17 protein-coding genes, 3 tRNA genes and 1 pseudogene are annotated in these 24,688 nt (G+C 67.5%); 14 read left to right on the top strand and 7 right to left on the bottom strand.

The genetic code is table 11. From position 1 onward, the window contains the following. The first annotated feature begins 23 nt into the window (after positions 1-23). From QE395_RS12130 to dapE, 3 genes are all read left to right on the top strand, one after another. Entirely contained in the window at positions 24-1,658 is a 1,635-nt protein-coding gene (locus QE395_RS12130) for a hypothetical protein (protein WP_306989270.1), read from the top strand. 65 nt (positions 1,659-1,723) lie between these two features. Next, positions 1,724-2,086: a Spx/MgsR family RNA polymerase-binding regulatory protein gene (locus tag QE395_RS12125; RefSeq protein WP_093533178.1), complete on the top strand. Its 363-nt coding sequence runs from the start codon at positions 1,724-1,726 to the stop codon at positions 2,084-2,086. Then, positions 2,083-3,228: a succinyl-diaminopimelate desuccinylase gene (gene dapE / locus QE395_RS12120; protein ID WP_306989268.1), complete on the top strand. Its 1,146-nt coding sequence runs from the start codon at positions 2,083-2,085 to the stop codon at positions 3,226-3,228. Before QE395_RS12125 ends, dapE begins: the two co-directional genes overlap by 4 nt. A 141-nt stretch (positions 3,229-3,369) precedes the next feature. On the opposite strand, the gene QE395_RS12115 is transcribed toward dapE, so the two are convergent. Together QE395_RS12115 and QE395_RS12110 are read right to left on the bottom strand one after the other, a co-directional pair. Then, positions 3,370-4,053, bottom strand: coding sequence for a pentapeptide repeat-containing protein (locus QE395_RS12115; protein WP_306989266.1), 684 nt, complete (start codon positions 4,051-4,053; stop codon positions 3,370-3,372). Between the two features lie 72 nt (positions 4,054-4,125). Beyond that, entirely contained in the window at positions 4,126-4,998 is an 873-nt protein-coding gene (locus QE395_RS12110) for a tetratricopeptide repeat protein (RefSeq protein WP_093533180.1), read from the bottom strand. Positions 4,999-5,328: 330 nt separating this feature from the next. Between QE395_RS12110 and asnB the strand changes: the two genes are divergently transcribed. Beyond that, positions 5,329-7,023, top strand: a complete 1,695-nt coding sequence (asnB, locus tag QE395_RS12105) for an asparagine synthase B (RefSeq protein WP_093533181.1) — start codon at positions 5,329-5,331, stop codon at positions 7,021-7,023. A gap of 101 nt (positions 7,024-7,124) precedes the next feature. Next, positions 7,125-8,519 (top strand): cation:proton antiporter, encoded by a 1,395-nt coding sequence (locus QE395_RS12100; protein ID WP_306989263.1) that lies wholly within the window; start codon positions 7,125-7,127, stop codon positions 8,517-8,519. A gap of 52 nt (positions 8,520-8,571) precedes the next feature. On the opposite strand, the gene QE395_RS12095 is transcribed toward QE395_RS12100, so the two are convergent. Further along, entirely contained in the window at positions 8,572-10,941 is a 2,370-nt protein-coding gene (locus QE395_RS12095; RefSeq protein ID WP_306989261.1) for a penicillin acylase family protein, read from the bottom strand. Positions 10,942-11,069: 128 nt separating this feature from the next. On the opposite strand from QE395_RS12095, the gene bfr reads away from it, so the two are divergent. Then, a complete protein-coding gene (gene bfr / locus QE395_RS12090; protein ID WP_093533183.1) occupies positions 11,070-11,558 on the top strand; it encodes a bacterioferritin in 489 nt (162 codons plus the stop codon). Between the two features lie 114 nt (positions 11,559-11,672). On the opposite strand, the gene parC is transcribed toward bfr, so the two are convergent. Continuing rightward, complete coding sequence (parC, locus tag QE395_RS12085; RefSeq protein WP_249834004.1) at positions 11,673-13,916, bottom strand: DNA topoisomerase IV subunit A; 2,244 nt, start codon at positions 13,914-13,916, stop codon at positions 11,673-11,675. 203 nt (positions 13,917-14,119) lie between these two features. On the opposite strand from parC, the gene QE395_RS12080 reads away from it, so the two are divergent. From QE395_RS12080 to QE395_RS12065, 4 genes are read left to right on the top strand one after another with little or no spacing between them, the layout of a single operon-like run. Then, positions 14,120-14,563: a MarR family transcriptional regulator gene (locus QE395_RS12080; RefSeq protein WP_068854598.1), complete on the top strand. Its 444-nt coding sequence runs from the start codon at positions 14,120-14,122 to the stop codon at positions 14,561-14,563. Then, positions 14,560-16,053 carry an efflux transporter outer membrane subunit gene (locus tag QE395_RS12075; protein WP_217537332.1) on the top strand — a complete coding sequence of 498 codons (1,494 nt, stop codon included), beginning with the start codon at positions 14,560-14,562 and terminating at the stop codon, positions 16,051-16,053. Before QE395_RS12080 ends, QE395_RS12075 begins: the two co-directional genes overlap by 4 nt. 10 nt (positions 16,054-16,063) lie before the next feature. Continuing rightward, on the top strand, positions 16,064-17,245 hold the full coding sequence (gene emrA / locus QE395_RS12070; protein ID WP_068850543.1) for a multidrug efflux MFS transporter periplasmic adaptor subunit EmrA: 1,182 nt from the start codon (positions 16,064-16,066) through the stop codon (positions 17,243-17,245). 7 nt (positions 17,246-17,252) lie between these two features. Next, on the top strand, positions 17,253-18,839 hold the full coding sequence (locus QE395_RS12065) for a DHA2 family efflux MFS transporter permease subunit (protein WP_068850548.1): 1,587 nt from the start codon (positions 17,253-17,255) through the stop codon (positions 18,837-18,839). 727 nt (positions 18,840-19,566) lie between these two features. Here the strand turns inward: QE395_RS12065 and QE395_RS12060 are convergent. Beyond that, a tRNA-Leu gene (locus QE395_RS12060) sits at positions 19,567-19,653 on the bottom strand. Between the two features lie 129 nt (positions 19,654-19,782). Next, positions 19,783-19,869, bottom strand: a tRNA-Leu gene (locus QE395_RS12055). Positions 19,870-19,968: 99 nt separating this feature from the next. Here QE395_RS12055 and QE395_RS12050 point away from each other — a divergent pair. After that, a complete protein-coding gene (locus QE395_RS12050; protein ID WP_306989255.1) occupies positions 19,969-20,652 on the top strand; it encodes a glutathione S-transferase family protein in 684 nt (227 codons plus the stop codon). A 44-nt stretch (positions 20,653-20,696) separates the two neighbouring features. On the opposite strand, the gene QE395_RS12045 is transcribed toward QE395_RS12050, so the two are convergent. Next, positions 20,697-20,783 (bottom strand) — tRNA-Leu (locus QE395_RS12045). Positions 20,784-21,031: 248 nt separating this feature from the next. On the opposite strand from QE395_RS12045, the pseudogene rnr reads away from it, so the two are divergent. The 3 genes and pseudogenes from rnr to rlmB all read left to right on the top strand — a co-directional run bounded on the left by rnr (position 21,032) and on the right by rlmB (position 24,688). Continuing rightward, positions 21,032-23,375, top strand: a pseudogene (gene rnr, locus QE395_RS12040) (ribonuclease R). 13 nt (positions 23,376-23,388) lie between these two features. Next, positions 23,389-23,859, top strand: a complete 471-nt coding sequence (locus tag QE395_RS12035; protein WP_306989253.1) for a GFA family protein — start codon at positions 23,389-23,391, stop codon at positions 23,857-23,859. An 85-nt stretch (positions 23,860-23,944) separates the two neighbouring features. After that, positions 23,945-24,688 (top strand): 23S rRNA (guanosine(2251)-2'-O)-methyltransferase RlmB, encoded by a 744-nt coding sequence (gene rlmB, locus QE395_RS12030; protein ID WP_068850558.1) that lies wholly within the window; start codon positions 23,945-23,947, stop codon positions 24,686-24,688.

Below are 24,688 nucleotides of genomic sequence, written 5' to 3'. Positions count from 1 at the left end.
TTCTCCTGGCAGAAGGGTCGTGCATGGAAAACGTCAACGCAGTGTCGGTGATCCGCCCGCTGGTCCGTCCGGTGCCGTCGCTTCGCGCGGCTGATGCAGCGCCGCCCGGCACCGTGGTCCCGATCCATATCCAGAATGTGTCGGCGGTCGCTGGTCGCCTTCCCGGCGACCTCACTGCGGCGGACATCATCATTGCGCTGTACGAGAAGATCGTGAAACAGGGCGACCTGTCCACCATCGACGCCGACCTGGACACGCTGGCGCAGGTGATGGCCGGCAGTGTCGGCTTCGGTGATACCGAAAACGACCGGCGCGCGCCGAACATCCAGCTCGGGAAGGCGCTCAACATCCTCTGCCAGCTGGTGCGGCGGAGCGCTGGCCTGCCCTGCGAGGCTGAGCGCCTGGTGCGCACCACCCAGCGCTGCGTGGAGGTGGTCAGGGCGCGCCAGCAATTCACCCTGGAGAACGTGAGTGTGATCATGTTCCACCTCGGGGAGCTGATCAATCATCCACCGCTGCAGGCGCGCTGCGCGGCGACGATCAGCGAACACCTGGCGCCGATCTTCGAGGCGCTGCTGCGGCAGCATCCGATCCACGCGATTGGCGGTGCGACGCTGGCGTTCGGCCTGGTCAGCGCCCTGCGCGCCTCCGAACAGCAACTCGTCCGGCGGATCGGCGCGCCGCTTGCGCGGCCGGCCGCCGACAGCCTGCTGCTGACCGTGCCGGCGCTGCTGGAAGCGCAACCGGACCTGCTGCTGGGGTGGGAGAGTCGCACGCTGGCCCTGGTGTCCAAGTACGGTGTGCAGTACCTGCGCCGACTGGCGCAGTTGAGTCGGGGCAACGGGAGATTCGTCCAGAGCAACGCACTGCAGATCAACGCCGCGCGCGCGCTCAAGCCGATCATCGAGGAGGCTCGGTTGCCCTCGCGGGGTATCTGGGACCAGCGCGACGGGGAGTACCGTGGCATGGGCCAGGACAAGCAGCTCCGGGACTACCTCGCCTACGCCACGCACTACTACTGCCGATGGTTGGCGCAGCAGAAGGACTGGGTGCGGACGCGGCTGGCGCTGCGGGAAGCCCCGCGTGGCCCCCTGGCAGGCAGTCCCACAGATGGCCGCAGTTTCGCCAACGTGGTGCTGCGGGGCAGCGCGCTGGGGGCGGCGTCCGAGGCGGCGGCGGTGACGCCACCGCCCTTCGTCGCCACCCCGGTTCGCCGCCCCCTGTCGACCGAGATCGCACACCTGGAGCCGCCGAGTGCCTTGGCCCGCTTCAGCCAGGCCGCGGGCGACCTGGTGCGGCTGGGCGACGAAGGCGACCGGTTCGATCGTGAAGCTGCCATCGCCGCCTGCAATGCCTTGATCGCGTCGATTGCGGCGGGACGCACCCGTCTGAGCGCCGCGTCGCGCGTGCAGATGATGCTGGACATGGACGCGGTGTGCATGCGCCTATACGCGGCCGATCCGTGGGATGCGCCGCAGTACCAGTGGCAGCTGTCGAGCATGCGCGGCTTCATGACCTCGCAGCTGGCGCTGCTGGTCGACGCGAAGGGCAGGCCACTGCTGGGCTGGGAGGTGCCGTCTGCAACCGGACTGTCCTCCTGGCAGCGCACGCTGCTGCTGGAGCTCACCGACCATGCCGAGAAATCGGCCGCGTCGTGATCGGTGCGGCACTATACTGGCGCGTCCTGCCTGTCCGTTGAATCCAAGCCAGAGTACCCGCGGCAATGACCACCACCGTTTACGGATTGAAGAACTGCGATACCTGCAGGAAGGCCAGCAAGTGGCTGGACCGCTTCCAGGTGCCGTACACCTTCGTCGACTACCGCGACGTCAAACCCAGCCCGGAAACGCTGCTGGACTGGGCGGCCCAGGCCGGTGGGTTCCCGGCGCTGGTCAATCGCTCCTCCACGACCTGGCGGCAGCTGCCTGAGAACCGCAAGGCGGCGGCCTCCGACGCGGAGTGGAAGCTGCTGCTGCGCGAGTACCCGCAGCTGATCAGGCGTCCGGTCGTCGTGAGCGCGGACGGCGTGATGACCCAGGGCTTTTCCGACAACGGGTTCAAGCAGCGGTTCGGAGTGGGCGCGTGAACGACGTTGTTGCACTGACCTGCGACCTGATCGCCCGGCCGTCGGTGACGCCCGAGGATGCCGGCTGCCAGGCACTGCTGGCCGGTCGCCTGCAGCAGGCCGGCTTCACCTGCGAACACCTGCGCCTGGGCGAGGTCGACAACCTGTGGGCCACGCACGGGCAGGGCGCACCGGTGCTGGTGCTGCTGGGCCATACCGACGTGGTGCCGAGTGGACCGGTCGAGGCGTGGGCCAGTGAACCGTTCGATCCGCAGATCCGCGACGGCGTGCTGTATGGGCGCGGCGCGGCCGACATGAAAGGCAGCGTGGCCGCGTTCGTGGTGGCCGCCGAGCAGTTCGTGGCCGCCCATCCGGACCACCCCGGCACGCTGGCAGTGCTGCTGACCAGCGATGAAGAAGGCGATGCCATCGACGGCGTGCGCCGGGTCGCAGACCTGTTCCGCGAGCGCGGCCAGAAGATCGACTGGTGCATCACCGGCGAGCCGTCCTCCACCGCCGTGCTCGGCGACCTGCTGCGGGTTGGCCGGCGCGGCAGCCTGTCGGGCACGCTGACCGTTCAGGGCGTGCAGGGTCACGTGGCGTACCCGCACAAGGCGCGCAATCCGATCCACCTGGCCGCTGCGGCGCTGTCCGAGTTGACCGCGCGGCACTGGGACGATGGCTTCGAAAGCTTCCCACCGACCAGCCTGCAGGTGTCCAACATCCACGCCGGCACCGGCGCCAACAACGTGATTCCCGGCGAGCTGCAGGTGCTGTTCAACCTGCGCTACAACCCGCTCTGGAACGCGCCGAAACTGGAGCAGGAGATCACCGCGCTGCTGGACCGCCATGGCCTGGAGTACCGGCTGAAATGGCACCGCAGCGGGGAACCGTTCTACACCCCCGAAGGTACCCTGCGCCGGGTGGCACGCGAGGTGCTGGGCGAATTCGCCGGCGCCGCGCCGGAGGAGAGCACCGGCGGCGGCACCTCGGACGCGCGCTTCATCGCACCGCTGGGCGCACAGTGCATCGAAGTGGGGCCGGTCAACGCCAGCATCCACCAGGTGGATGAGAACGTGTCGGTGGCCGACCTGGAGAAGCTGCCGGAACTGTACCGGTGCCTGATCGAGCGCCTTCTCGCCGAAGGTAGAGCCGACTGTTAGCCGGCTGCTCTACGCGCACCGATGGTAGAGCCGACTGTCAGTCGGCTGCTCTACGCGCAGACCCAAGGTCCCCGCGGCGGCCGGCAGCCGACTAACAGTCGGCTCTACCTTCGGCGCTACCTTCGGCTCCGCCGGCCCGGATCAGGCCACGATCAAGCCAAACGCGGCCAGCGCTGCGCCTGCCTGGCGCGGTGAAATTACCGCCTTCTTGAAGTGTTTGCTGTCCATCACGTTGAGCCCGGTGATATCAGCACCGCGCAGGTCGGCGCCGTCGAAGCGGGTCAGGCGAATCTGCGCGTTGCGCAGGCTGCCGCCTTCAAACACGGCATCGCGGAAATCGCAGCCGGACAGCTCCGCATCGGAAAAATCCATTCCCTGCAGCGTGGCCTTGCGGAACGACAGCCCACGCAGGTCCGCACTGACAAGGAGGCAATCGCGAAACTCCAGCGCCCAGCCGGTCACTTCCTGCAGGTGCGCGCCGGTCAGCTTGCAATCCTCGAACCGGACCGATGACAGCGTGGCGCGGCGCCAGTGGCTGTTGTTCAGATCGCAGTGCGAAAACACCGCATCGCTGAGCAGCGCCGAGCTGAAATCGCACTCGCCGCCCCGGCATTTTTCCCAGCGGCTTTCCTCCAGCGAGGCGGCCAGCCAGGACGTGCCCGCTACCGAGCAGCGCGTGAACTGGAAACCGTCCATGTCCAGCCGCGAGAAATCGGCATTGTCGAAGCTGCAGTCCTCGAACACGGCCGCACGCGGATGCGCGGCGACGATGGCCTGCATGCGGGCGCGGGAGAGGGTTTCATCACGGAACGTGGCGGTACTCATGCCGCCCATTCTGGGCGAAGCGCGCGCCCGCCGGCAGACTTGAAGGTCGCCGGCGAGTGTGTACAGCCCGGTTCAATCAAACGTCCAGAACGCCGGTTGGATGCCCTTGCGCCAATACGATTCACCGGCAAGGAAGAACTTCTGTGCCTCGGCCTTGGCAAACCATCCGGCGGCCGCCGCCTCATCCCGCGGCACCCCCGGCGGCGCACGGCCCAGGAGCAGGCCCGTGAAGTACTGGCCGAACACGTTGCCCTGCAGGGCGGCCTTGCGGTACCACTGCAGCGCCATCGCAGGGTCGCGTTCGATCCCCAGGCCCATGCCCCTTTCGTAAAGCGCGCCGAGGTCCACCTGGGCCTGCGCATCGCCGCGCGCAGCGCGCCGCTGGATATCGACCACCAGCGGGTGCAGTGCACCGGCTTGCGGGGCAATCGCGGCGGGCAGGCCCGAACTGCTGGTCGAATAGCGCTGGTAAACCGTGGCGCGCAGGTCCCAGCGCAGTGCTGCGGCCGCGTGGCCACGTTCGCGTTCGAATTTTGCAAGCGACAGCATCGCGCCCGGACTGCCGTGATTGGCCGCGGCGAGGTACCAGCGCCCGGCCTTGCGCGGCGACGCACGCAGCACCGGGGGCGGCGTGTCTTCAGGGCGACGGCCGGTATACATCGCACCGCTGGCCCAGATCCGCCCCAGCGCTTCTTCCGCAATGGTATTGCGGAAACTCCAGGGCGTGGCGGCCGCAGCGCGCTCATACCAGTCCAGCGCCCGGCGGTCGTTCCAGCGTTCGTAAAGTTCGGCCAGCTCCAGCATGCCCTCGATGTCGCCGCGCTCGGCGGCGGTGAGCCACTTCACTTCGGTATCGCTGGTGGGGCGGTTGGGGGCGGTGGTGCACGCGGCCAGGGCCAGCAGCGCCAGCGCGGAAAGCGACAGGCGGAAACGAAGGGGATTCATCCGTGAGTTCCATGAGGCAGGCGTGGATTATCCGGGATGGGGCACGTCAGGGGCTGAATCGGTTGCGCCCGCAACAGTTGCGCCACGGCCAGAACAGCGGTACGGTCGATCCATGTCCACGCTCCTGGCCACCGCCGTCACCACCAACAACCGCAATAATCTGCGCGCGAATAATCGTGCGCGGCCAATGCGGGACTGCGACCAGGGCTAGAACAAGCAACATACGCCCGGACCCCAGAAAACCCGCATCTGCCGATGCGGGTTTTTTTGTTTTGTGGCCGGTCGAATGCAGGCATTACGTGTATTCCCCCATCATCAGGAGCTGTTCCCATGTGTTCGATCTTCGGAATGTTCGGCCTGCAGGCCGGCGATGACCTAACCGCGCTGCGCCGCCACGCGCTGGACCTGTCGCAGCGCCAGCGCCATCGCGGCCCGGACTGGAGCGGCGTGTACGTCGATGACGGCGCCATCCTGGTCCATGAGCGGCTGGCCATCGTCGACCCGGCCGGCGGCTCGCAGCCGCTGCTGTCCGACGACGGCAGCCTGGCCCTGGCGGTCAACGGCGAGATCTACAACCACCGCGAACTGAAGGCCGAACTGACCCAGCCGTACGCCTTCCAGACCGGTTCGGACTGCGAAGTGATCAACGCGCTGTACCAGCAGGATACCCCGGCGTCGTACCTGAACCGCCTCAACGGCATTTTCGCATTCGCGCTGTGGGATCGGACCCAGAAGCGCGTGCTGATCGCGCGCGATCCGATCGGCGTGGTGCCGCTGTACTGGGGCCACGACAAGGACGGCCGCCTGCTGGTGGCCTCCGAACTGAAATCGCTGGTGGATACCTGCGCCGACGCCGCGCAGTTCCCGCCCGGCCACTGGTATGACAGCGCCACCGACACGCTCACCCGCTACTACGAGCGCCCGTGGCGCGACTATGACGCGGTGGAAGGCGTCGACGCTGATCGCGTGGCTCTGCGTGAAGCGTTCGAGCGCGCCGTGCACCGGCAGCTGATGACCGACGTGCCCTACGGCGTGCTGCTGTCCGGCGGTCTTGATTCCTCGCTGGTCGCCGCCGTGGCTGCACGCTATGCCCGCCACCGCATCGAAGATGGCGACCAGAGCGAGGCCTGGTGGCCGCGCCTGCATTCGTTCGCCATCGGCCTGAAGGGTTCGCCCGACCTGGCCGCCGCTGCCATCGCCGCCGAAGCGCTCGGCACCGTCCACCACGGTTTCGAGTACACCTTCGAAGAAGGGCTGGATGCACTGCCCGACGTGATCCGCCACGTGGAAACCTACGACGTCACCACCATCCGCGCCTCCACCCCGATGTTCCTGCTGGCGAGACGGATCAAGGCGATGGGCGTAAAGATGGTGCTCTCCGGTGAGGGCAGCGACGAAATCTTCGGCGGCTACCTGTACTTCCACAAAGCGCCCAACGCCCGCGAGTTCCACGAAGAGCTGGTGCGCAAGCTGGATGCGCTGAACAACTACGACTGCCTGCGCGCCAACAAATCGATGATGGCCTGGGGCGTGGAGCCGCGCGTGCCGTTCCTGGACCGCGAATTCCTCGACGTGGCGATGCGCATCGATGCGAAGCACAAGATGGTCGGGCAGGGTGCCGGTGGAGCGCGCCGGATCGAGAAAGCGGTGCTGCGCGAGGCGTTCGAAGGCTACCTGCCGGATTCGATCCTGTGGCGGCAGAAAGAGCAGTTCAGCGATGGCGTGGGCTATGGCTGGATCGATGGGCTCAAGGCGCACGCCGAAGCCCAGATCAGCGACCGGGTGATGGCCGCAGCGGACAAGCGCTTCGTGCACAACCCGCCGCAGACCAAGGAGGCGTATTACTACCGCCACGTGTTCGAGCAGTACTTCCCGACCCAGGCCGCGGCTGAAACCGTGCCCGGCGGCAAGTCGATCGCCTGTTCGTCGCCGGCCGCGATCGCCTGGGACGCCAGTTTCGCCAGCATGGCCGACCCGTCCGGCCGCGCCGTTGCCGGTGTGCATGAGCAAGCCTTGGCCGGGTAGCGCCGGCCGTTGGCCGGCCCTGGCAGCGGTCGCAGCGTTCATGTCGGCCGGCCAACGGCCGGCGCTACCGGGTTAACATTCCCCCCTTCATGCATTGGGGAATGGTCATGGACGTACAGACCGGAGGCAGCGTGCCGCGGATGAAGTGGGGTTGGCATTACCTGGCCTGGGCCGGGATTCCGCTGGTCATCGGCCTGGCGCTGGCGCGTTATGCCGGACCCGAGCTGCCGGCCGTGGCCGCCAAGGCCGAACCGGTGGTGGGCAGCGACTGGGCCCACCACCTGGCCTCGCCGTTGGGCCTGTTCCTGCTGCAGCTGCTGGTGCTGCTCGTGGTCGCCAAGGGCGCGGGCGCGCTGTTGAAGCGGCTGGGCCAGCCGGCGGTGATCGGCGAAATGGCCGCCGGCCTGATGATGGGCCCGCTGGTGCTGGGCAGCCTGCTGCCGGGCCTGCACGGGGCGCTTTTCCCGGCCAGCTCGCTCGGCCCGCTGGGCATGCTCAGCCAGCTGGGCGTGCTGATGTTCCTGCTGGTGGCCGGTGCCGAGCTCGACCTGGGCGGGCTGCGCGGCCGCCGCCGTTTCGCCTTCACCGTGAGCCATGCCGGCATTGCCGTGCCGTTCGTGCTGGGCGTGCTGCTGGCGATCTGGCTGTATCCCGAACACGGGCCGCAGGGCGTGGGCTTCACCGCCTTCGCGCTGTTCGTGGGTATTTCGCTGAGCATCACCGCGTTCCCGGTGCTGCTGCGCATCCTCGCGGACCGTGGCATCACCCAGACCCCGCTGGGACAGACCGCGATTGCCTGCGCGGCGCTCGGCGATGCCACCGCATGGTGCCTGCTGGCCTTGATCGTGGCCGCCGCCCAGGCCACCGGCTGGGTGCCGGCCAGCCTGAGCCTGCTGTGCGTGGTGGTGTTCATCGCGCTGATGCTGGGCGTGGTCAAACCCTGGTTCTCGCGCCAGGTGATCCAACCGGGCAGCGAAGGCCGCTGGCTGCTGGGCATGCTGTTGCTGTCGCTGGGCAGTGCACTGGTTACCGAAGTGCTGGGCATCCATGCGCTGTTCGGCGCGTTCGCGGCCGGCGTCGCCGTCTCGTCGAATGCGCAGCTGCGCGGGTTGTTGATCGCCCGGGTCGAGCCGTTCGCGGTGACCCTGCTGCTGCCGTTGTTCTTCGCCATGACCGGCCTGCGCATGCGCGCCGATGCGCTGCAGGGCAGCGACCTGCTGCTGTGCGCGGTGGTGATCGCGGTGGCCACGCTGGGCAAGCTGTTCGGCACCTGGAGCGCCGCGCGCAGCGCAGGCATGGGCAACCACGAGGCCTGGAAACTGGGCGCGTTGATGAACACGCGCGGCCTGATGGAGCTGATCGTGCTCAACCTGGGCTACGAGCTGGGCTTCCTCGGCGACCGCCTGTTCGCGGTGCTGGTGATCATGGCGCTGGTGACCACCGCCATGACCGGCCCGTTGCTGAGCTGGATGGAGCGCTGGAAGGTGCGCGCGTAACCACCGGATGGCGGTACGCGCGACGGCGTGCGCGACGGTGTAGAGCGGACTGTCAGTCCGCTGCCCTGCCTGGCTCCAGCACCAGCGTGTAACGGGCCTTGCCCGGCAAGAACGGCGTCGGCTTGCCGTGCACCCAGTCCTCGTGGCCTGCGCCCCAGAACGGCGACAGCGGATGGCCGCTCTGGCCGCCGGGCATGTGGATGATGCCGTCGGCTTCGTGTCGGGGCGATACCACCATGCGTTGCGAGGCGCCGAAGGACGGGCCCTGCACGCGCGGCAGGTTGCTGTCGCCGGGCAGCGCATCGGCCGGCATGCACAGCCACGGCCGGGCGAAGGCGGGCAGGGCGCGGCTGATCGGGTGGCAGATGGCCGCCGTGTTGCGCTCACCCCAGGTGCGCTTGGACACGTCCGCTCCTTTTTCCGCCAGCTCGATCTCCGCCTGCTGCGCCGCATCGGCCAGCAGCGCGTTCCAGTCCGCGTAAGGTGCCGGCAGGAGATGCGCGGGTTGTTGGCTCACCAGCGGCCACAGCACGCCCTCGACCTGCGCCAGCTTCGGCTCCAGGTAGTCTTCGCCCAGCGATTGCTTCGCCGGCGCGAGCAGCGCAGTGGTCATGATGTCCTGCACCTTGCTGCGGAAGCTGCGTGCGATCCGGTAGCTCACCGCCTCGGCCGACGCGTGGCCTTCCCACTGCCGGCTGGCTGCCTCCAGGCGCTTCAATGCCGGGTCATCGCTGTATTCGACCACCTGCCGCAGCAGGGTCCACCAGCGTTCAAGGAATACCGCGCGGTCGTCCAGCTGGATCGCCAGCAGGTCGCGTTCGCTGAAACGCTGCTTCGCGTTGAGGTCGTCGCGGATCTGCCGCCCACGCGCGCCCAGGTCGTAGCCGGCGTTGCCGGCCACTGCCAGGTCGGCGCCATCCAGCACGCGGCCGTTGGCGGTCCACAGCCGCTGGCTGGGCGGATCTACCAAGGCGGGCGACTGGTCGCTGCGGATCGCCCACGGCGCGCAATGGGCCGGTGCGACGGTGGTGAAGCTGCTGGGCGGGCAGTCCGCCGCGCGATCCGGGCGGGCGCCGATCAACCGCCAGGCGATGCGGCCCTTCGCGTCGGCCAGCAACAGGTTCTGGGTGGGAATGCCGGCGCGGTCGGCGATCTTCAGCGCATCGTCCAGATCACCGGCCCGCGCCATGTCGGCGAATGCCATGCTGACCGCGCCCGGCAGCTGTGCGGTCCAGCGCAACGCTTCCCCGCTGCCATCGGCGCGCTCGTGCAGAATCGGGCCCCACGCGGTTTCGCGCACGCGCAGGCTGACGTCGGCCCCGCCGGCCACACGGATGCGCTCTTCGTGCACCTGGACGCCTTCCGCACCTGCGGGGACGGGCATGAAGTCGGCGTTGTCGATGTAGCTGTTGGTGAAGCCCCAGGCCACATGGCCGTTGCTGCCGACCACGATCGCCGGCAACCCGGGCAGCGAAAAACCGCTGACATCCACCTGCCCGTCCGGTGCGGCGGGGTCGGGGTAGCGCAGGCGTACCCGGAACCACAGGTTCGGCGCGCGCAGGCCCAGGTGCATGTCGTCGGCGAGGATCGCGCGGCCATCGGCAGTCAATGCGCCGGCCACCGCGAAGTTGTTGCTGCCATGCACGTCCTGCCCGGCGCGCTCGCTGCTGCCTTCATGCGCAGAGGGTGACGGCCGTTGGCCGTTGCGCAATTGGAGCGCATCGGCGGGCGGCAACAGCGCATTCCCGCGCGCCTGGCCAAACAGGGGCGCATCCCATTCGCTGCCGTCGTGGCTGAGCAGCGCGTACAGCGCCGGGGGTGCCACCGCGCGGATCCGGCGCATGGCCAGCTCGTTCTCGTTGGTGGGGTCCTGCAGGTCCGCGTACATGGCCAGCCCGGCCAGCACCGAATCGGTGGCGGTCCAGGCGGTCGGCTGCTGGCGCAGCAGCAGGTACGGCCAGGGGCGCACGCGCAGGCTGCCCAGGCCGCGGTTGACGCCTTCCACGTAGGCCTGCACCACCTGCGGGCGCTCGCCCAGCGCCTGCGCAAGGTGCGCATCGGTGCGGGCACGCAGGCGATGCACCCGCATGCGCTGGTCGGTGGGCACGGCAGCCGGACCGAACAGCTCGGACAGCTCGCCCGCTGCCGCGCGGCGCATCAGGTCCATCTCGAAATAGCGCTCCTGCGCATGCACCAACCCGAGTACCCGCATCGCATCGGCCTCGCTGCCGGCATCGATGGTGACCACGCCCAGCGCATCGCGGCTGACGCTGACCCTGGCCTGCAACCCGGCCACGGACTGTTCGCCTTCCAACGCCGGCAGGCTGCCGCGCAGCAGGAACCAGGCCACGCCGATCACGACGACCACGATCCCGACCAGCATCCCGAACGCCCACGCACCCCGTTTCAGCCAACGACGCATCCCACGCTCCCCGAAGAAGGTCATGCAGGCTGACCCCACCTGCGCCTGCGCATGCAACTGATTCCGATTAGATCACGGCGATCCGGGATAGGGCACCATGGCTCCCATCGATTCACAGGAGCTCCCCCATGAAAGGCCATCCCGACGTCATTGAATGCCTGAAGGAACTGCTGCGCGGCGAACTTGCCGCGCGCGACCAGTACTTCATCCACTCGCGCCGCTACGAGGACCAGGGTCTGTTCGCGCTGTACGAGCGCCTCAACCACGAGATGGAGGAGGAGACCCAGCACGCCGACGCGCTGCTGCGCCGCATCCTGTTCCTGGGCGGCAACCCGGACATGCGTCCGCACGGCTTCGAGCCGGGCGTGACCGTGGAGGAAATGCTGCAGAAGGACCTGGACACCGAATACAGCGTGCGCAACAACCTGGCGGCCGGCATGAAGCTGTGCGAACAGCACCAGGATTACGTGAGCCGCGACATGCTGCTGGTCCAGCTCAAGGACACCGAAGAGGACCACGCCTGGTGGCTGGAACAGCAGCTGGGCCTGATCAAGCGCATCGGCCTGGCCCTGTACCAGACCAGCAAGATGGACGCGAAGGGCACCGCCGCGCATTGAGGTGCCGGTAGCGCCCGACCGTGGGTCGGGCGGAACCCACTGCCAGCCAGCCAGAAGCCAGCCAGCGATGGATACAAAAAAAACCGGGGAAATCCCCGGTTTTTTCTTGGGCGATCATTCCACCGACAACCCTTCCACCTTCTGCCACCCACGCGGCAGCAGGTGCCCGCGGCTGGCGCGGCTGCCGAGGTAGGCCTCCAGGTCCTTGTACGACAGGTTCATCGTGCGCTGCCCGCTGCGCACCAGCAGCGTGTTGCCCGGGCCCACCGCCACCACCGCGACCACGCGCTCGGTGGCCAGCTTGGCCTTGGGGATCTCGATGATCTTGTTGCCCTTGCCCTTGTCCAGTTCCGGCAGGTCGCTGGCGGGGATGGCCAGCAGGTTGCCCGAGCTGGTCACCGCCACGATGCGGTCGGTGTCCGGGTTGGCGACCACGGCCGGGGTCAGCACCTTCGAACCGGAGGTGAGGTTGAGCATCGCCTTGCCGGCCTTGTTGCGCCCGGTCAGGTTCTCGAAGCGGGTCACGAAGCCATAGCCATGCGTGGAGGCCAGCACGAAGCGGGTGGCGTTTTCGCCGCTGGCCAGGGTCATGAAGGCACTGCCCGGCGCCGGCGAGAAGCGGCCGGTGAGCGGCTCGCCGTTGCCACGTGCCGAGGGCAGGGTATGCACCAGCGTGGAGTAGGCGCGGCCTTCGCTGTCCAGGAACGCCACCTGCTGCGTGCTGCGCGCACGCACCGAACCCAGCAGGGCGTCGCCGTCGCGGTAGGACAGGGTGGACGGGTCCATGTCGTGGCCCTTGGCCGCGCGGATCCAGCCCTTTTCGGACAGCACCACGGTCATCGGCTCGCTCGGCACCAGCTCGGTTTCGTCGATCGCCTGCGCCGCGCCACGCTGCACCAGCGGCGAACGGCGCGCGTCGCCGAACTTCTTCGCATCGGCCACCAGCTCGTCGCGGATCAGCTTGCGCAGCTTGGCCTTGCTGTCCAGGATCGACTGGATCTTGTCGCGTTCCTTGGCCAGCTCGTCCTGCTCGCCGCGGATCTTCATTTCTTCCAGGCGCGCCAGCTGCTTGAGCTTGGTTTCCAGGATGTATTCGGCCTGGTCGTCACTCAGCTCAAAGCGCGCGATCAGCGCCCGCTTGGGTTCGTCCTCGGTGCGGATGATGTGGATCACTTCATCCAGGTTGAGGAACGCCACCAGCAGGCCTTCCAACAGGTGCAGGCGACGCTCGACCTTTTCCAGGCGGTGGGTGAGGCGGCGGGTCACGGTGGTACCGCGGAACTGCAGCCATTCGCTGAGCAGCATCTTCAGGTTCTTCACCTGCGGACGCCCGTCCAACCCGATCACGTTGAGGTTGACCCGGTAGCTGCGCTCCAGGTCGGTGGTGGCGAACAGGTGGCCCATCAGCTGTTCGGCATCGACGCGGTTGGAACGCGGCACCAACACCACCCGCACCGGGTTGGCATGGTCGGATTCGTCACGGATGTCTTCCAGCCACGGCAGCTTCTTGGCGCGCATCTGCGCCGCGATCTGCTCGATCACCTTCGACGGCGAGACCTGGAACGGCAGCGCGTTGATGACGATGTTGGTGCCGTCCTTGAAGAACGTCGAGCGCGCGCGCACGCTGCCGTAGCCGGTTTCGTACATGGTGCGCAGGTCGGCGGCCGGGGTGATGATCTCGGCCGCGCTCGGGTAATCCGGGCCCTTCACGTGTTCGAGCAGGTCGCTGATGCTGGCCTCGGGGTCATCCAGCAGGTGCAGCAGCGCGCTGACGATCTCGTTGAGGTTGTGCGGCGGTACGTCGGTGGCCATGCCGACGGCAATGCCGGTGGTGCCGTTGAGCAGCAGGTGCGGCAGGCGTGCCGGCATCCAGGTCGGCTCTTCCAGGGTGCCGTCGAAGTTCGGGGTCCAGTCGGTGGTGCCCTGGTTGATTTCGCCCAGCAGGACTTCGGCGATCGGGGTCAGCTTGGATTCGGTGTAGCGCATCGCCGCGAACGACTTGGGATCGTCGGTGGAACCAAAGTTGCCCTGGCCTTCGATCAGCGGGTAGCGGTACGAGAACGGCTGGGCCATCAGCACCAGCGCTTCGTAGCAGGCGCTGTCGCCGTGCGGATGGTACTTACCAATGACGTCGCCGACGGTACGCGCGGACTTCTTCGGCTTGGCGGCGGCGTTCAGCCCCAGCTCGCTCATCGCGTAGATGATGCGGCGCTGCACCGGCTTGAGGCCGTCGCCGATGAACGGCAGCGCACGGTCGAGCACCACGTACATCGAGTAGTCCAGGTACGCCCGTTCAGCGTATTCACGCAGGGGCAGCTGTTCAAAGCCGTGGAAAGCGGGGCGGGCTAGATCGGTCATGCGGGATTGTTACCTGTGGCAAGGGACGGCGACGGCTGTCGCCCTCGCAGGCGGTCGATTATCCGGATGCGGCGTGGGATGCCAAGCGATGTGAAGGAATCGGGGCCGGGCCGTTGTCCTGAATGGGGCAACACTGCATTTCCTTCCAGATTAAATATTTCCATTGAGAAATATATTTTCCGGAAGTAAAGTGCGTCCCCATGATGATCTGCCCCGATACCACGCCGCCCAGCCTGGGCCTGCTGCTGCGCCAGGTGCGTGACGGCCTGATGCGCCAGCTGGACGTTTCCATGGCCGAGGAAAACCTCGATATCGGCTTCACCCACTACCTGGGGCTGAAGGTGCTGTCGTTCCGCGCGCCCTGTACCGCCAACGAACTGGCCCAGGCCCTGGACCAGGTGCCCAGCGCGGTCACCCGCCTGCTGGACAAGCTGGAAGCGCTGGGCTGCGTCCGCCGTGAACCGCATGCGCAGGACCGGCGTGCGCTGCAGATCGTACTGACCGACGAGGGCCGCCAGCTGTGGGCCCGCCTGAAGCAACGCGGCGACGCGGTGATGGACGACGCCATGCGCGACCTGTCCGCCGACGAGCGCGCGCTGCTGCTTTCCCTGTTGACCCGTGTCCGCGACTCTCTGATTACGCCATGACTTCCATACCTGATCGCACCTCATCGCTGCGCCCGCTGCGGCCGGCGCTGCTGTCCGTGCTGGCGCTGGCGCTGGCTGCCTGTGCCAGCACCGGCGGCCTGCAACCGCACGGCCAGCTGCTCGACGCCGACAGCCTGCAGACCCAGCGCACCCTGGCCGGCCACACCCTGAGCCCGTCGGCATTCCCGGCCACCGACTGGTGGCGGGCGCTGAACGACCCGCAGCTGGACGCCCTGATCGCCGAAGGCCTGCAGCGCAATCCGGGCCTGGAGGCGGCCGATGCACGCCTGCGCCAGGCGCGTGCCCAGATTGGCACCGCGCATGCCGACCGCCTGCCCAGCGTGTCCGCTTCCGGCGGCTACACCGGCGTGCGCCTGCCCGAATCGATGGTGGGTGACGAACTTGGCGGCAGCTATGCCGGCAGCGGCCAGGCCTACCTCAGCGTCAGCTACGGGGTGGACCTGTGGGGCGGCAAGCGTGCTGCGTGGGAGGCGGCGGTGGACAGCGGGCATGCCGCGGCCGTCGACGCGCAGGCCGCGCGCCTGAACCTGTCGGCCGGCATTGCCGAAGCTTACGCGCAGCTCGGCTATGCGTGGCAGCTGCACGATGTGGCCAGCGAAGAGCTGGACCGCTCGCAGAAAACGCTTGACCTGACCCGCCAGCGTCGCGCGGCGGGCATCGACAGCGACCTGCAGACCCGCCAGGCCGAAGCCCGCATTCCGGCCGCGCAGCAGCAGCTGCAGGCCGCGCAGCAGCAGATCGACGAGGCCCGCACCGCGCTGGCCGCGCTGGTCGGGCAGGGCCCGGACCGTGGCCTGCAGATCGAACGCCCGCAGCCGCTCAACCCGCTGGCACTGCAGCTGCCGGGCGTGCTGCCGAGCGAACTGCTGGGCCGCCGCCCGGACATCGTCGCCGCACGCTGGCGGGTCGAGGCGGCCGGCCGCGAGATCGACGCGGCCAAGGCGAAGTTCTATCCCAGCCTCAACCTCACCGCGCTCGGCGGCGTGGTTGCCAGCGAAGTGGACCAGCTGCTCAAGAGCGGCTCGACCTTCGCCTTCATCGGCCCGGCGCTGAGCCTGCCGATCTTCGACGGTGGCCGCCTGCGTGCCAACCTGGACAAGACCGACGCGCAGTACGACCTGGCCGTGGCCGACTACAACCAGTCGGTGGTCACCGCACTGCGTGAGGTGGCCGACCAGGTCAACGCGGTGCGTTCGCTGGCCGACCAGGCCGCCTCGCAGGCGCAGGCCGTCGCCACCGCCCGCGCCGCGCATGACCTGGCGCAGCAGCGCTACAAGGCCGGCATCGGCAGCTACCTGGACGTGCTCAGCGTGGAGTCGCAGCTGCTTCAGTCGCAGCAGCAGCTGGCCTCGCTGCAGTCGCGGCAGATCCTTGTTTCGGTTCGGCTGAGCCAGGCGCTGGGCGGGGGCTTCACCCCGTCCGGCGACACCGCCACGCTCGCCACCGCCCCCGAATCCACGCATTCCTGAGAGTCCTCCCATGAGCCAGACTTCCGCTCCTGCTGCCGCACCGGCAGCCCCCTCCCGCCGTGGCAAGCTGCTGCGCGGCCTGTTGGCCATCGTGGTGCTGCTGCTTGCCGCTGCGGCGCTGTGGTACTTCATGTTCGGCCGCTGGTTCGAAGAAACCGACGACGCCTACGTGCAGGGCAACCAGGTCCAGATCACCCCGCTGGTGACCGGTACCGTGGTGGCGATCAACGCCGATGACGGCATGCGCGTGGAGCGCGGCCAGCTGCTGGTGCAGCTGGACCCGGCCGACACCGAGGTGGCGCTGCAGCAGGCGCAGGCCAACCTGGCCAAGACGGTGCGCCAGACCCGCGGCCTGTACCGCAGCGTCGAAGGTGCGCAGGCGGAATTGAACGCACGCCAGGTCACCCTCAACCGCGTCCGCGAGGACTTCGCGCGCCGCAAGGGGCTGGCCTCGACCGGTGCCATTTCGGATGAAGAACTGGCCCACGCGCGTACCGAGCTGGCGGCGGCCGAAGCAGCGGTGGCCGGTTCGCGCGAGACCTTCGAGCGCAGCAATGCGCTGGTCGACGACACCGTGATCGCGACCCAGCCGGACGTGCAGGCGGCCGCGGCGCAGCTGCGCCAGGCCTACCTCAACAACGCCCGTGCGGGCATCGTGGCGCCGGTCAGCGGCTACGTGGCCCGTCGCTCGGTGCAGGTGGGCCAGCGCGTGCAGCCGGGTACCGCGCTGATGGCGGTGGTGCCGACCGAACAGATGTGGGTGGAAGCCAACTTCAAGGAAACCCAGCTGCGCCACATGCGCCTGGGCCAGGAAGTGGAGCTGCGCTCGGACCTGTACGGCGGTGAGGTGAAGTACAAGGGCCGCATCGACAGCCTGGGCCTGGGCACCGGTTCGGCGTTCTCGCTGCTGCCGGCGCAGAACGCCAGCGGCAACTGGATCAAGATCGTGCAGCGCGTGCCGGTGCGCATCGCCATCGATGCAAAGCAGCTGGCCGACAATCCGCTGCGCATCGGCCTGTCGATGAAGGCGGAAGTGAGCCTGCGCGACCAGAAGGGCACGGTGCTGCCGACCACCACGGCCAAGGGCCAGGTGTTCGACACCGACGTGTATGCCAAGCAGCTGCACAGCGCCGACGACGTGATCCACGAGATCATCCAGAGCAACCTGCCGCGCACGGCAAAGGCAAGCTGAGGCCACCATGTCCGCACAAGCTCCCGCCGCGCCCGGCCTGCCGGGCGCGCCGTCGGCGCCAGGTGCGACCGGCGCGTTCCGGCCGGCCAACGTGGCGTTGTGTACGGCAGGCCTGGCCATGGCCTCGTTCATGCAGGTGCTCGACACCACCATCGCCAACGTTTCGCTGCCGACCATCGCCGGCAACCTCGGCGCCAGTTCGCAGCAGGCGACCTGGGTCATCACCTCGTTCGCGGTCAGCACGGCCATCGCGCTGCCGCTGACCGGCTGGCTGAGCCGCCGCTTCGGTGAAACCAAGCTGTTCATCTGGGCCACGCTGTCGTTCGTGATCGCGTCGCTGCTGTGCGGCCTGGCGCAGAGCATGGGCATGCTGGTGGTATCGCGCGCCCTGCAGGGTTTCGTGGCCGGTCCGATGTACCCGATCACGCAGTCGCTGCTGGTCTCGATCTACCCCCGCGAGAAACGCGGGCAGGCGCTGGCGCTGCTGGCGATGATCACGGTGGTGGCGCCGATCTGCGGCCCGATCCTGGGCGGCTGGATCACCGACAACTACAGCTGGGAATGGATCTTCCTGATCAATGTGCCGCTGGGCATCTTCGCGGCGCTGGTGGTGGGCAACCAGCTGAAGGGCCGTCCGGAGCAGATCGAAAAGCCGAAGATGGACTACGTAGGCCTGATCACGCTGGTCATCGGCGTGGGTGCGCTGCAGCTGGTGCTGGACCTGGGCAACGACGAGGACTGGTTCAGTTCGCCGACGATCGTGGTGCTGGCCTGCATTTCGGTGGTGGCGCTGGCGGTGTTCCTGATCTGGGAACTGACCGACAAGGATCCGATCGTCGACCTGCGGCTGTTCCGCCACCGCAACTTCCGCGCCGGCACGCTGGCGATGGTGGTGGCGTACGCGGCGTTCTTCAGCGTGTCGCTGCTGATCCCGCAGTGGCTGCAGCGTGACATGGGCTACACGGCGATCTGGGCGGGCCTGGCTACAGCGCCGATCGGCATCCTGCCGGTGATCATGACGCCGTTCGTAGGCAAGTACGCATCGCGGTTCGACATGCGCTGGATTGCATCGTTCGCGTTCGTGTTCCTGTCGTTCACCAGCTTCCTGCGTTCGGGCTTCAACCTGCAGGTGGACTTCGCGCACGTGGCGGGGGTGCAGCTGATCATGGGCATCGGCGTGGCATTGTTCTTCATGCCGGTGCTGCAGATCCTGCTGTCGGATCTGGACGGCCGCGAGATCGCGGCAGGTTCGGGCCTGGCCACGTTCCTGCGTACGCTGGGCGGCAGCTTCGCGGCATCGCTGACCACGTGGCTGTGGGCGCGCCGCACCCAGGAACACCATGCGCACCTGACCGAAAGCATTTCCGGCTACACGCCGGGCATGCAGGAGAAGGTGGCGGCAATGGGGCAGGGCGACCTGCAACATGGTGCAGCGGCGTTGAACAACATCATCAACCACCAGGCATCGCAGATGGGCTTCAACGACATCTTCTTCCTGCTGGGCTGGATCTTCCTGGCCATCATTGCGTTCCTGTGGCTGGCCAAGCCGCCGTTCGGCGCCGGTGCCGGCGCGGCGTCTGCCGGCGGGCATTGATGGTGTGAATTGCTGAAACGGAAAACCCCGCTGAAGAGCGGGGTTTTTTGTTGTGTGCTGTTGATGGCGAACAGCTAACAGCTAAAGGCAGCGTTTCAGTTCTTGCGAGCTGGGGAGGCCGACGGGCAGCCCCTTACGGGACACGCCGTAAACCGCCCTCCGGGCCCCGGCCCAGCCGCCAGCGGCTGTGCGTTCAGTCGCACGCGAGGCAGTGCCTCGCAAGCAGTGCGCCTTCACCCATGGGGGCTTGGCAAAAACATCCATGTTTTTGACAGTCCCTACAGGGGCTGCCCGCCGGCCTCCCCCGACAGATGGTCGCGTGCGGATGGGCACGGCAGACACGAAGGGCGTGTCCGTACCCGGCGGGCATGCCGAATGTGCCTGGGTAGCGTCGGTTCCCGAACGACGGCACGGAACCCCACCGCGTCCGGTAACGCACGAAAATGATCGGCACTGCCGTTGATCTTCCATGGCCACCAACACACCGTCGAGGGTCGGCGGGGGCGGGGGTACGGGGGCTTTGCGAAACATGGATGTTTCGCAAGAGCCTCCAGGGATGGATTCACGGCGCCCCCCGTACCCCCGCACCCGCCGGCCCAGCAGGCCAACCGATGGTCACCGGCTGTTCGCCAGAATGCATGAAGCCGGGCACAGCCCGGCACCATGAAATCGAGAGTAATAGAAACGAAAAAACCCGCTTTCGCGGGTTTGATCATTTACTGAGTCATGGTGCCCAGGAGAGGACTCGAACCTCCACGAAGTTGCCCCCGCTAGCACCTGAAGCTAGTGCGTCTACCAATTCCGCCACCTGGGCGACTCAGGAGGAGAATTTTGCGGGAGAACCGCGAGTGTGTCAACAGGATGTCGAAGGAAATTTCCCGCGCGATCCCTGCCGCAGAAACGAAAAAACCCGCTTGCGCGGGTTTGATCATTTACCGAGTCGTGGTGCCCAGAAGAGGACTCGAACCTCCACGAAGTTGCCCCCGCTAGCACCTGAAGCTAGTGCGTCTACCAATTCCGCCATCTGGGCGACTCAGGGGGCGAATTATGCGGAAGCAGCAGGAGGCTGTCAATGCATGCGCGAACGCCGATTGGCATACTCGGCCCACACCGACTCCCTGGAGTTTCCATGGCACTGCCGATCCTGCACGCCCACCCGCTGTCGTCCTGTTGCCAGAAGGTACTGATTGCCGCCCGCGTGCTCGGCGTGGCCCTGGACGAGCGCATGGTGAACCTGGGCGACCCGGCCGATCGGGCGATGCTCCACGCCATCTCCCCGGCCGCGAAGATGCCCGCGCTGGTCGATCAGGGCCGGGCCGTCGCCGAGACCAGCATCATCATCGAATACCTGCAGCAGCACCTGGCCACCGGCGCACGCCTGATTCCTGCCGATGCCGATGCTGCCCTGGCCGTGCGCTTCTGGGACCGCTTCTCCGACTTTTATGTGATGACCCCGATGCAGGCGCTGACCGCCGAACAGCTCAAGCCTGAAAGCGGTCGCAGCGAAGATGCAGCGCAGACTGCCCGGTCACGGCTGCTGGAGAGCTACGCCGCCATGAACCGCCAGCTCGAAGGCCGCACCTGGCTGGCCGGCGAAGGATTCAGCATGGCCGATTGTGCGGCGGCGCCCGCGCTGTTCTATGCCGTGGCCTATGTGCCGGTTCCCGGCGCCGAGGTTCACCTGCTCGCCTATTTCGAGCGCTTGATGGCGCATCCGGCGGTGGCCGCAGTGGTCGACGCGGCGCGGCCCTGGTTCAAGTACTTCCCGGGACGGGCAGGGCTGTCGGCCCGGTACTACACACCCGAGGCCTGAAACGAAAAAACCCGCTTGCGCGGGTTTGATCATTTTCTGAGTCATGGTGCCCAGGAGAGGACTCGAACCTCCACGAAGTTGCCCCCGCTAGCACCTGAAGCTAGTGCGTCTACCAATTCCGCCACCTGGGCGACTCAGGGGGCGAATTCTGGGCAAGTCCGCAGGGGTTGTCAACGGTTTTGTTAAATTTCTTCACAATCCTGCATGGGCAGCGGCAATGACCCATTCTGCACACCGCCACGCGGTACCATGGGGGTCGATGAAATCAAAGAAACCGACCCGGGGCGCAAAAGCCCCCAAGTCCCCGGCGCCCAAGCAGGCTGCCGGTCCGTCGGGCAAGTCCCGCGCTGCTGCCAAGTCCGGCAAGCTGCCGCCCTGGATGCCCGAGTCCATGAACACCCCCGCACCGCCCCGTGGCGGCAAGCGCTCCGGCGCCCGCCCGGATGGCCCGCCGATTCCGACCCGTCGCAACCCGCGCCCCAGCGCGCCGGTGGGCAGCGTGGACGATCCCTTCGCCGCCCGCGAAGCCGAACGCTACGCCCAGCCCATCGCCAGCCGCGAAGCGATCCTGCAGCTGCTGGACCGCTGTGATGGCCCGCAGACCGCCGAGGAAATCGGCATCCAGCTTGGCCTGACCGAGCCCGACCGCGCCGACGCGCTGGGCAAGCGCCTGGGCGCGATGGTGCGCGACGGCCAGCTGGTGCAGAACCGCCGTGGCGGCTTCGCCCCGGTGCAGGCCACCAACCTGATCACCGGCGTGGTGATCGCCAACCCCGAAGGGTTCGGCTTCCTGCGCCCGGTCGACGGCGGCGACGACCTGTTCCTGGCGCCGTATGAAATGCGCAAGGTCATGCACGGCGACCGCGTGCTGGCCAACGTCACCGGCATCGACCGCCGCGGCCGACGCGAAGGCAGCATCGCCCGCGTGCTCGAGCGCGGCATGACCCGCCTGATCGGCCGCTTCAGCGTCGAGTTCGGCATCAATTACGTGGTGCCCGATGACAAGCGCATCCAGCGCAACGTGCAGATCCCGCCCGACCAGACCGGCGATGCCCGCGATGGCCAGCTGGTGGTGTGCGAACTGACCCAGGCCCCGGACACCCGTCGCCCGCCCATTGGCCGCATCATTGCCGTGCTCGGCGACAAGCTCACTGCCTCGCTGATCGTGGAAACCGCGATCCACGGCCATGAGCTGCCGTTCGAGTTCCCGCAGCAGGTGCTGGACGAAGCCGCCTCCGTGCCGATGCAGGTGGAGCCGGCGATGATCGGTGACCGCGTCGACCTGCGCAGCACGCCGCTGGTCACCATCGACGGCGAAGACGCCAAGGACTTCGACGACGCGGTCTACTGCGAACCCAACGCCGAAGGCTTCCGCCTGGTGGTGGCCATTGCCGACGTCTCCAACTACGTCCGTCCCGGCACGCCGCTGGACGACGAAGCACAGAAGCGCGCCACCTCGGTGTACTTCCCGGGCTTCGTGGTGCCGATGCTGCCGGAGACGCTGTCCAACGGCATCTGCTCGCTGATGCCCAAGGTCGACCGCATGTGCTTCGTCTGCGACATGCAGGTGAACCGCGACGGCGAAGTCATCCACTCGCGCTTCTACGAAGCGGTGATGAACTCGCATGCGCGCCTGACCTACACCCAGGTCTGGCAGGCGGTGGGCGAAAACGATCCAGCCGCCCGCAACGCCATCGGTGCGCTGCTGCCGCAGGTGGAGCGCCTGCACCAGCTTTACAAGGTACTGGCCAAGGCCCGCACCCGCCGTGGCGCCATCGAGTTCGAATCTTCCGAAGTTCGCTTCGTGCTCGACAACACCGGCGAAGTCACGCAGGCCGGCATGCTGGTGCGCAACGATGCGCACAAGCTGATCGAGGAATGCATGATCGCGGCCAACGTGCAGGCCGCACGCTACCTGCTGTACAAGCAGGTGCCGGCCCCGTTCCGTGACCACGCCAAGCCGCCGGAAGCCAAGTTCGAGGACCTGCTGGAGTTCCTCAAGGAATTCAAGCTGAGCCTGCCGCCGTGGTCCAAGGTGCAGCCGGGCGATTACACCAAGCTGCTCAAGAAGGTGCGCGAGCGCCCCGATTCGGCGCTGATCGAATCGGTGCTGCTGCGCAGCCAGAGCCTGGCGGTGTACTCGCCGGACAACCAGGGCCACTTCGGCCTGGCGCTGGATGCGTATGCTCACTTCACCTCGCCGATCCGGCGTTACCCGGATCTGCTGGTGCACCGTGCGATCAAGCATGCGCTGAGTGGCAAGCCGCTGGACAAGTTCACCTATACCCAGCGCGAAATGGCCGCGCTGGCGCTGCAGTGCTCCGAACGCGAGCGCCGGGCCGACGAGGCCGAGCGCGAGGTCGACGAGCGCTACCGCGCGGCGTGGATGGAAAAGCACGTGGGCGGCCAGTTCGACGGCGTGATCAGCGGCGTGACCAGCTTCGGCCTGTTCGTGGAACTGGACGATTCCAAGGTCAACGGCCTGGTCCATGTCACCCAGCTGCCGCACGACTATTACCAGTTCGACGCGACCCGCAAGACGCTCAGCGGCGAACGCCGTGGCACCAGCTACCGCCTGGGTGACCGTGTGCGGATCCTGGTGCTCAAGGCCAGCATGGAAAGAGCGCAAGATCGACTTCCGGCTGGTGGAAGAGAAGGGCGACGAAGAACCCCAGCTGCCGCCACGCGGGCAGCCGGCCAAGCGGAAGAAGCAGAAATACTGAGGGGAGGCGCCCCATGAACCCGGTTCCCGAATTCGCCGGCGGTTGCCAATGCGGCGCGGTCCGCTTCCATGTCCGCGGCGCCCTGCCGGATCGTTCCATCTGCCACTGCCGGATGTGCCAGAAGGCCTTCGGGGCGTACTACGCGCCGCTGGTCTCGGTACGCGGGGCCGATTTCCAGTGGACCCGGGGCGAGCCGCGCCGGTTCCAGTCCTCCAACCACTTCCGCCGGGGCTTCTGCGCCGACTGCGGCACGCCGCTGACCTACGAAGGCGAGGACGGCATGGCCGTGGCCGCCGGTGCGTTCGATCAGCCTGAACGGCTGCCGCCGACCGTGCAGTACGGCACCGAGTCCAAGCTGCCATTCGTGGACGAGCTGGGCGCGCTCGAGGTGATCCTGCAGGAAGACGACCCCGACGCCGAGCGCCTGCGCACGCTGGTTTCCCACCAGCACCCGGACCACGACACCCCCCGCTGGCCCCGTTGAGCGGCCGGGCAGGGGCCGGGCGCTGCGGCAGCCGGACCGGCAATGCTCTACCATTACCACCCCCTGTACCGGTCCCGCCCCCGCAATGAGCAAGCAAAGCCAGTGGATTGTCGGCGTCAACGCCGTCGCCTCCTCGATCGAGAACGATGCCGAGAACGTCCGCGAAGTGCTCATCGAGGCGAGCGCGAAGAATCCGCGGCTGACCGAAATCGAGGAAAACGCACGCCGCAAGGGCATCGACGTGCGCAAGGTGAACACCCAGGCGCTGGATGGCGTGGGCGGTTCGGTCCGCCACCAGGGCGTGGCTGCGCGCTACCAGGCAGCCCGCACCTACGGTGAGAACGAGCTGGAAGGCCTGGTCGAGGCGGCCGAGGGCAAGGCCCTGCTGCTGATCCTGGACGAGGTGCAGGACCCGCACAACCTGGGCGCCTGCCTGCGCAGCGCGGCGGCCGCCGGTGCCACTGCGGTGATCATTCCCAAGGACAAGTCGGCCACGGTCAATGCCACCGTGCGCAAGACCTCGGCCGGCGCCGCCGACCGCATCCCGGTGGTGGCGGTGACCAACCTGTCGCGCTGCCTGAAGGACCTGCAGAAGCAGGGTGTGTGGATTTACGGCCTGGCCGGCGAAGCCACCACCTCGCTGTATTCGATCGACCTGAAGGGCAACGTGGCGCTGGTGCTGGGCGGCGAAGCCGACGGCATGCGCCGCCTGACCCGCGAGAACTGCGACGGCCTGGTCAAGATCCCGATGCCGGGCGACATCGAGAGCCTGAACGTCTCGGTGGCTGCGGGTGTCAGCCTGTTTGAAGCGGTACGTCAGCGCAGCTGA

It is taken from the genome of Stenotrophomonas sp. SORGH_AS_0282 (assembly GCF_030818125.1).
Classification (GTDB): domain Bacteria; phylum Pseudomonadota; class Gammaproteobacteria; order Xanthomonadales; family Xanthomonadaceae; genus Stenotrophomonas; species Stenotrophomonas rhizophila_A.
The sequence above is the reverse complement of the archived record's forward strand: the minus strand, read 5'-3'. Positions and strand labels throughout refer to the sequence as shown.

Excerpts from the sequence above, each read along its gene's own strand:
- QE395_RS12100 (WP_306989263.1), top strand. The coding sequence starts at position 7,125 with ATGGTCATGGACGTACAGACCGGAGGCAGCGTGCCGCGGATGAAGTGG.
- QE395_RS12065 (WP_068850548.1), top strand. The coding sequence starts at position 17,253 with ATGTCCGCACAAGCTCCCGCCGCGCCCGGCCTGCCGGGCGCGCCGTCG.
- QE395_RS12110 (WP_093533180.1), bottom strand. The coding sequence starts at position 4,998 with ATGAATCCCCTTCGTTTCCGCCTGTCGCTTTCCGCGCTGGCGCTGCTG.
- QE395_RS12095 (WP_306989261.1), bottom strand. The coding sequence starts at position 10,941 with ATGCGTCGTTGGCTGAAACGGGGTGCGTGGGCGTTCGGGATGCTGGTC.
- QE395_RS12075 (WP_217537332.1), top strand. The coding sequence starts at position 14,560 with ATGACTTCCATACCTGATCGCACCTCATCGCTGCGCCCGCTGCGGCCG.
- QE395_RS12035 (WP_306989253.1), top strand. The coding sequence starts at position 23,389 with ATGAACCCGGTTCCCGAATTCGCCGGCGGTTGCCAATGCGGCGCGGTC.
- QE395_RS12125 (WP_093533178.1), top strand. The coding sequence starts at position 1,724 with ATGACCACCACCGTTTACGGATTGAAGAACTGCGATACCTGCAGGAAG.
- asnB (WP_093533181.1), top strand. The coding sequence starts at position 5,329 with ATGTGTTCGATCTTCGGAATGTTCGGCCTGCAGGCCGGCGATGACCTA.
- emrA (WP_068850543.1), top strand. The coding sequence starts at position 16,064 with ATGAGCCAGACTTCCGCTCCTGCTGCCGCACCGGCAGCCCCCTCCCGC.
- parC (WP_249834004.1), bottom strand. The coding sequence starts at position 13,916 with ATGACCGATCTAGCCCGCCCCGCTTTCCACGGCTTTGAACAGCTGCCC.
- QE395_RS12080 (WP_068854598.1), top strand. The coding sequence starts at position 14,120 with ATGATCTGCCCCGATACCACGCCGCCCAGCCTGGGCCTGCTGCTGCGC.
- QE395_RS12130 (WP_306989270.1), top strand. The coding sequence starts at position 24 with ATGGAAAACGTCAACGCAGTGTCGGTGATCCGCCCGCTGGTCCGTCCG.
- QE395_RS12115 (WP_306989266.1), bottom strand. The coding sequence starts at position 4,053 with ATGAGTACCGCCACGTTCCGTGATGAAACCCTCTCCCGCGCCCGCATG.
- rlmB (WP_068850558.1), top strand. The coding sequence starts at position 23,945 with ATGAGCAAGCAAAGCCAGTGGATTGTCGGCGTCAACGCCGTCGCCTCC.
- QE395_RS12050 (WP_306989255.1), top strand. The coding sequence starts at position 19,969 with ATGGCACTGCCGATCCTGCACGCCCACCCGCTGTCGTCCTGTTGCCAG.
- bfr (WP_093533183.1), top strand. The coding sequence starts at position 11,070 with ATGAAAGGCCATCCCGACGTCATTGAATGCCTGAAGGAACTGCTGCGC.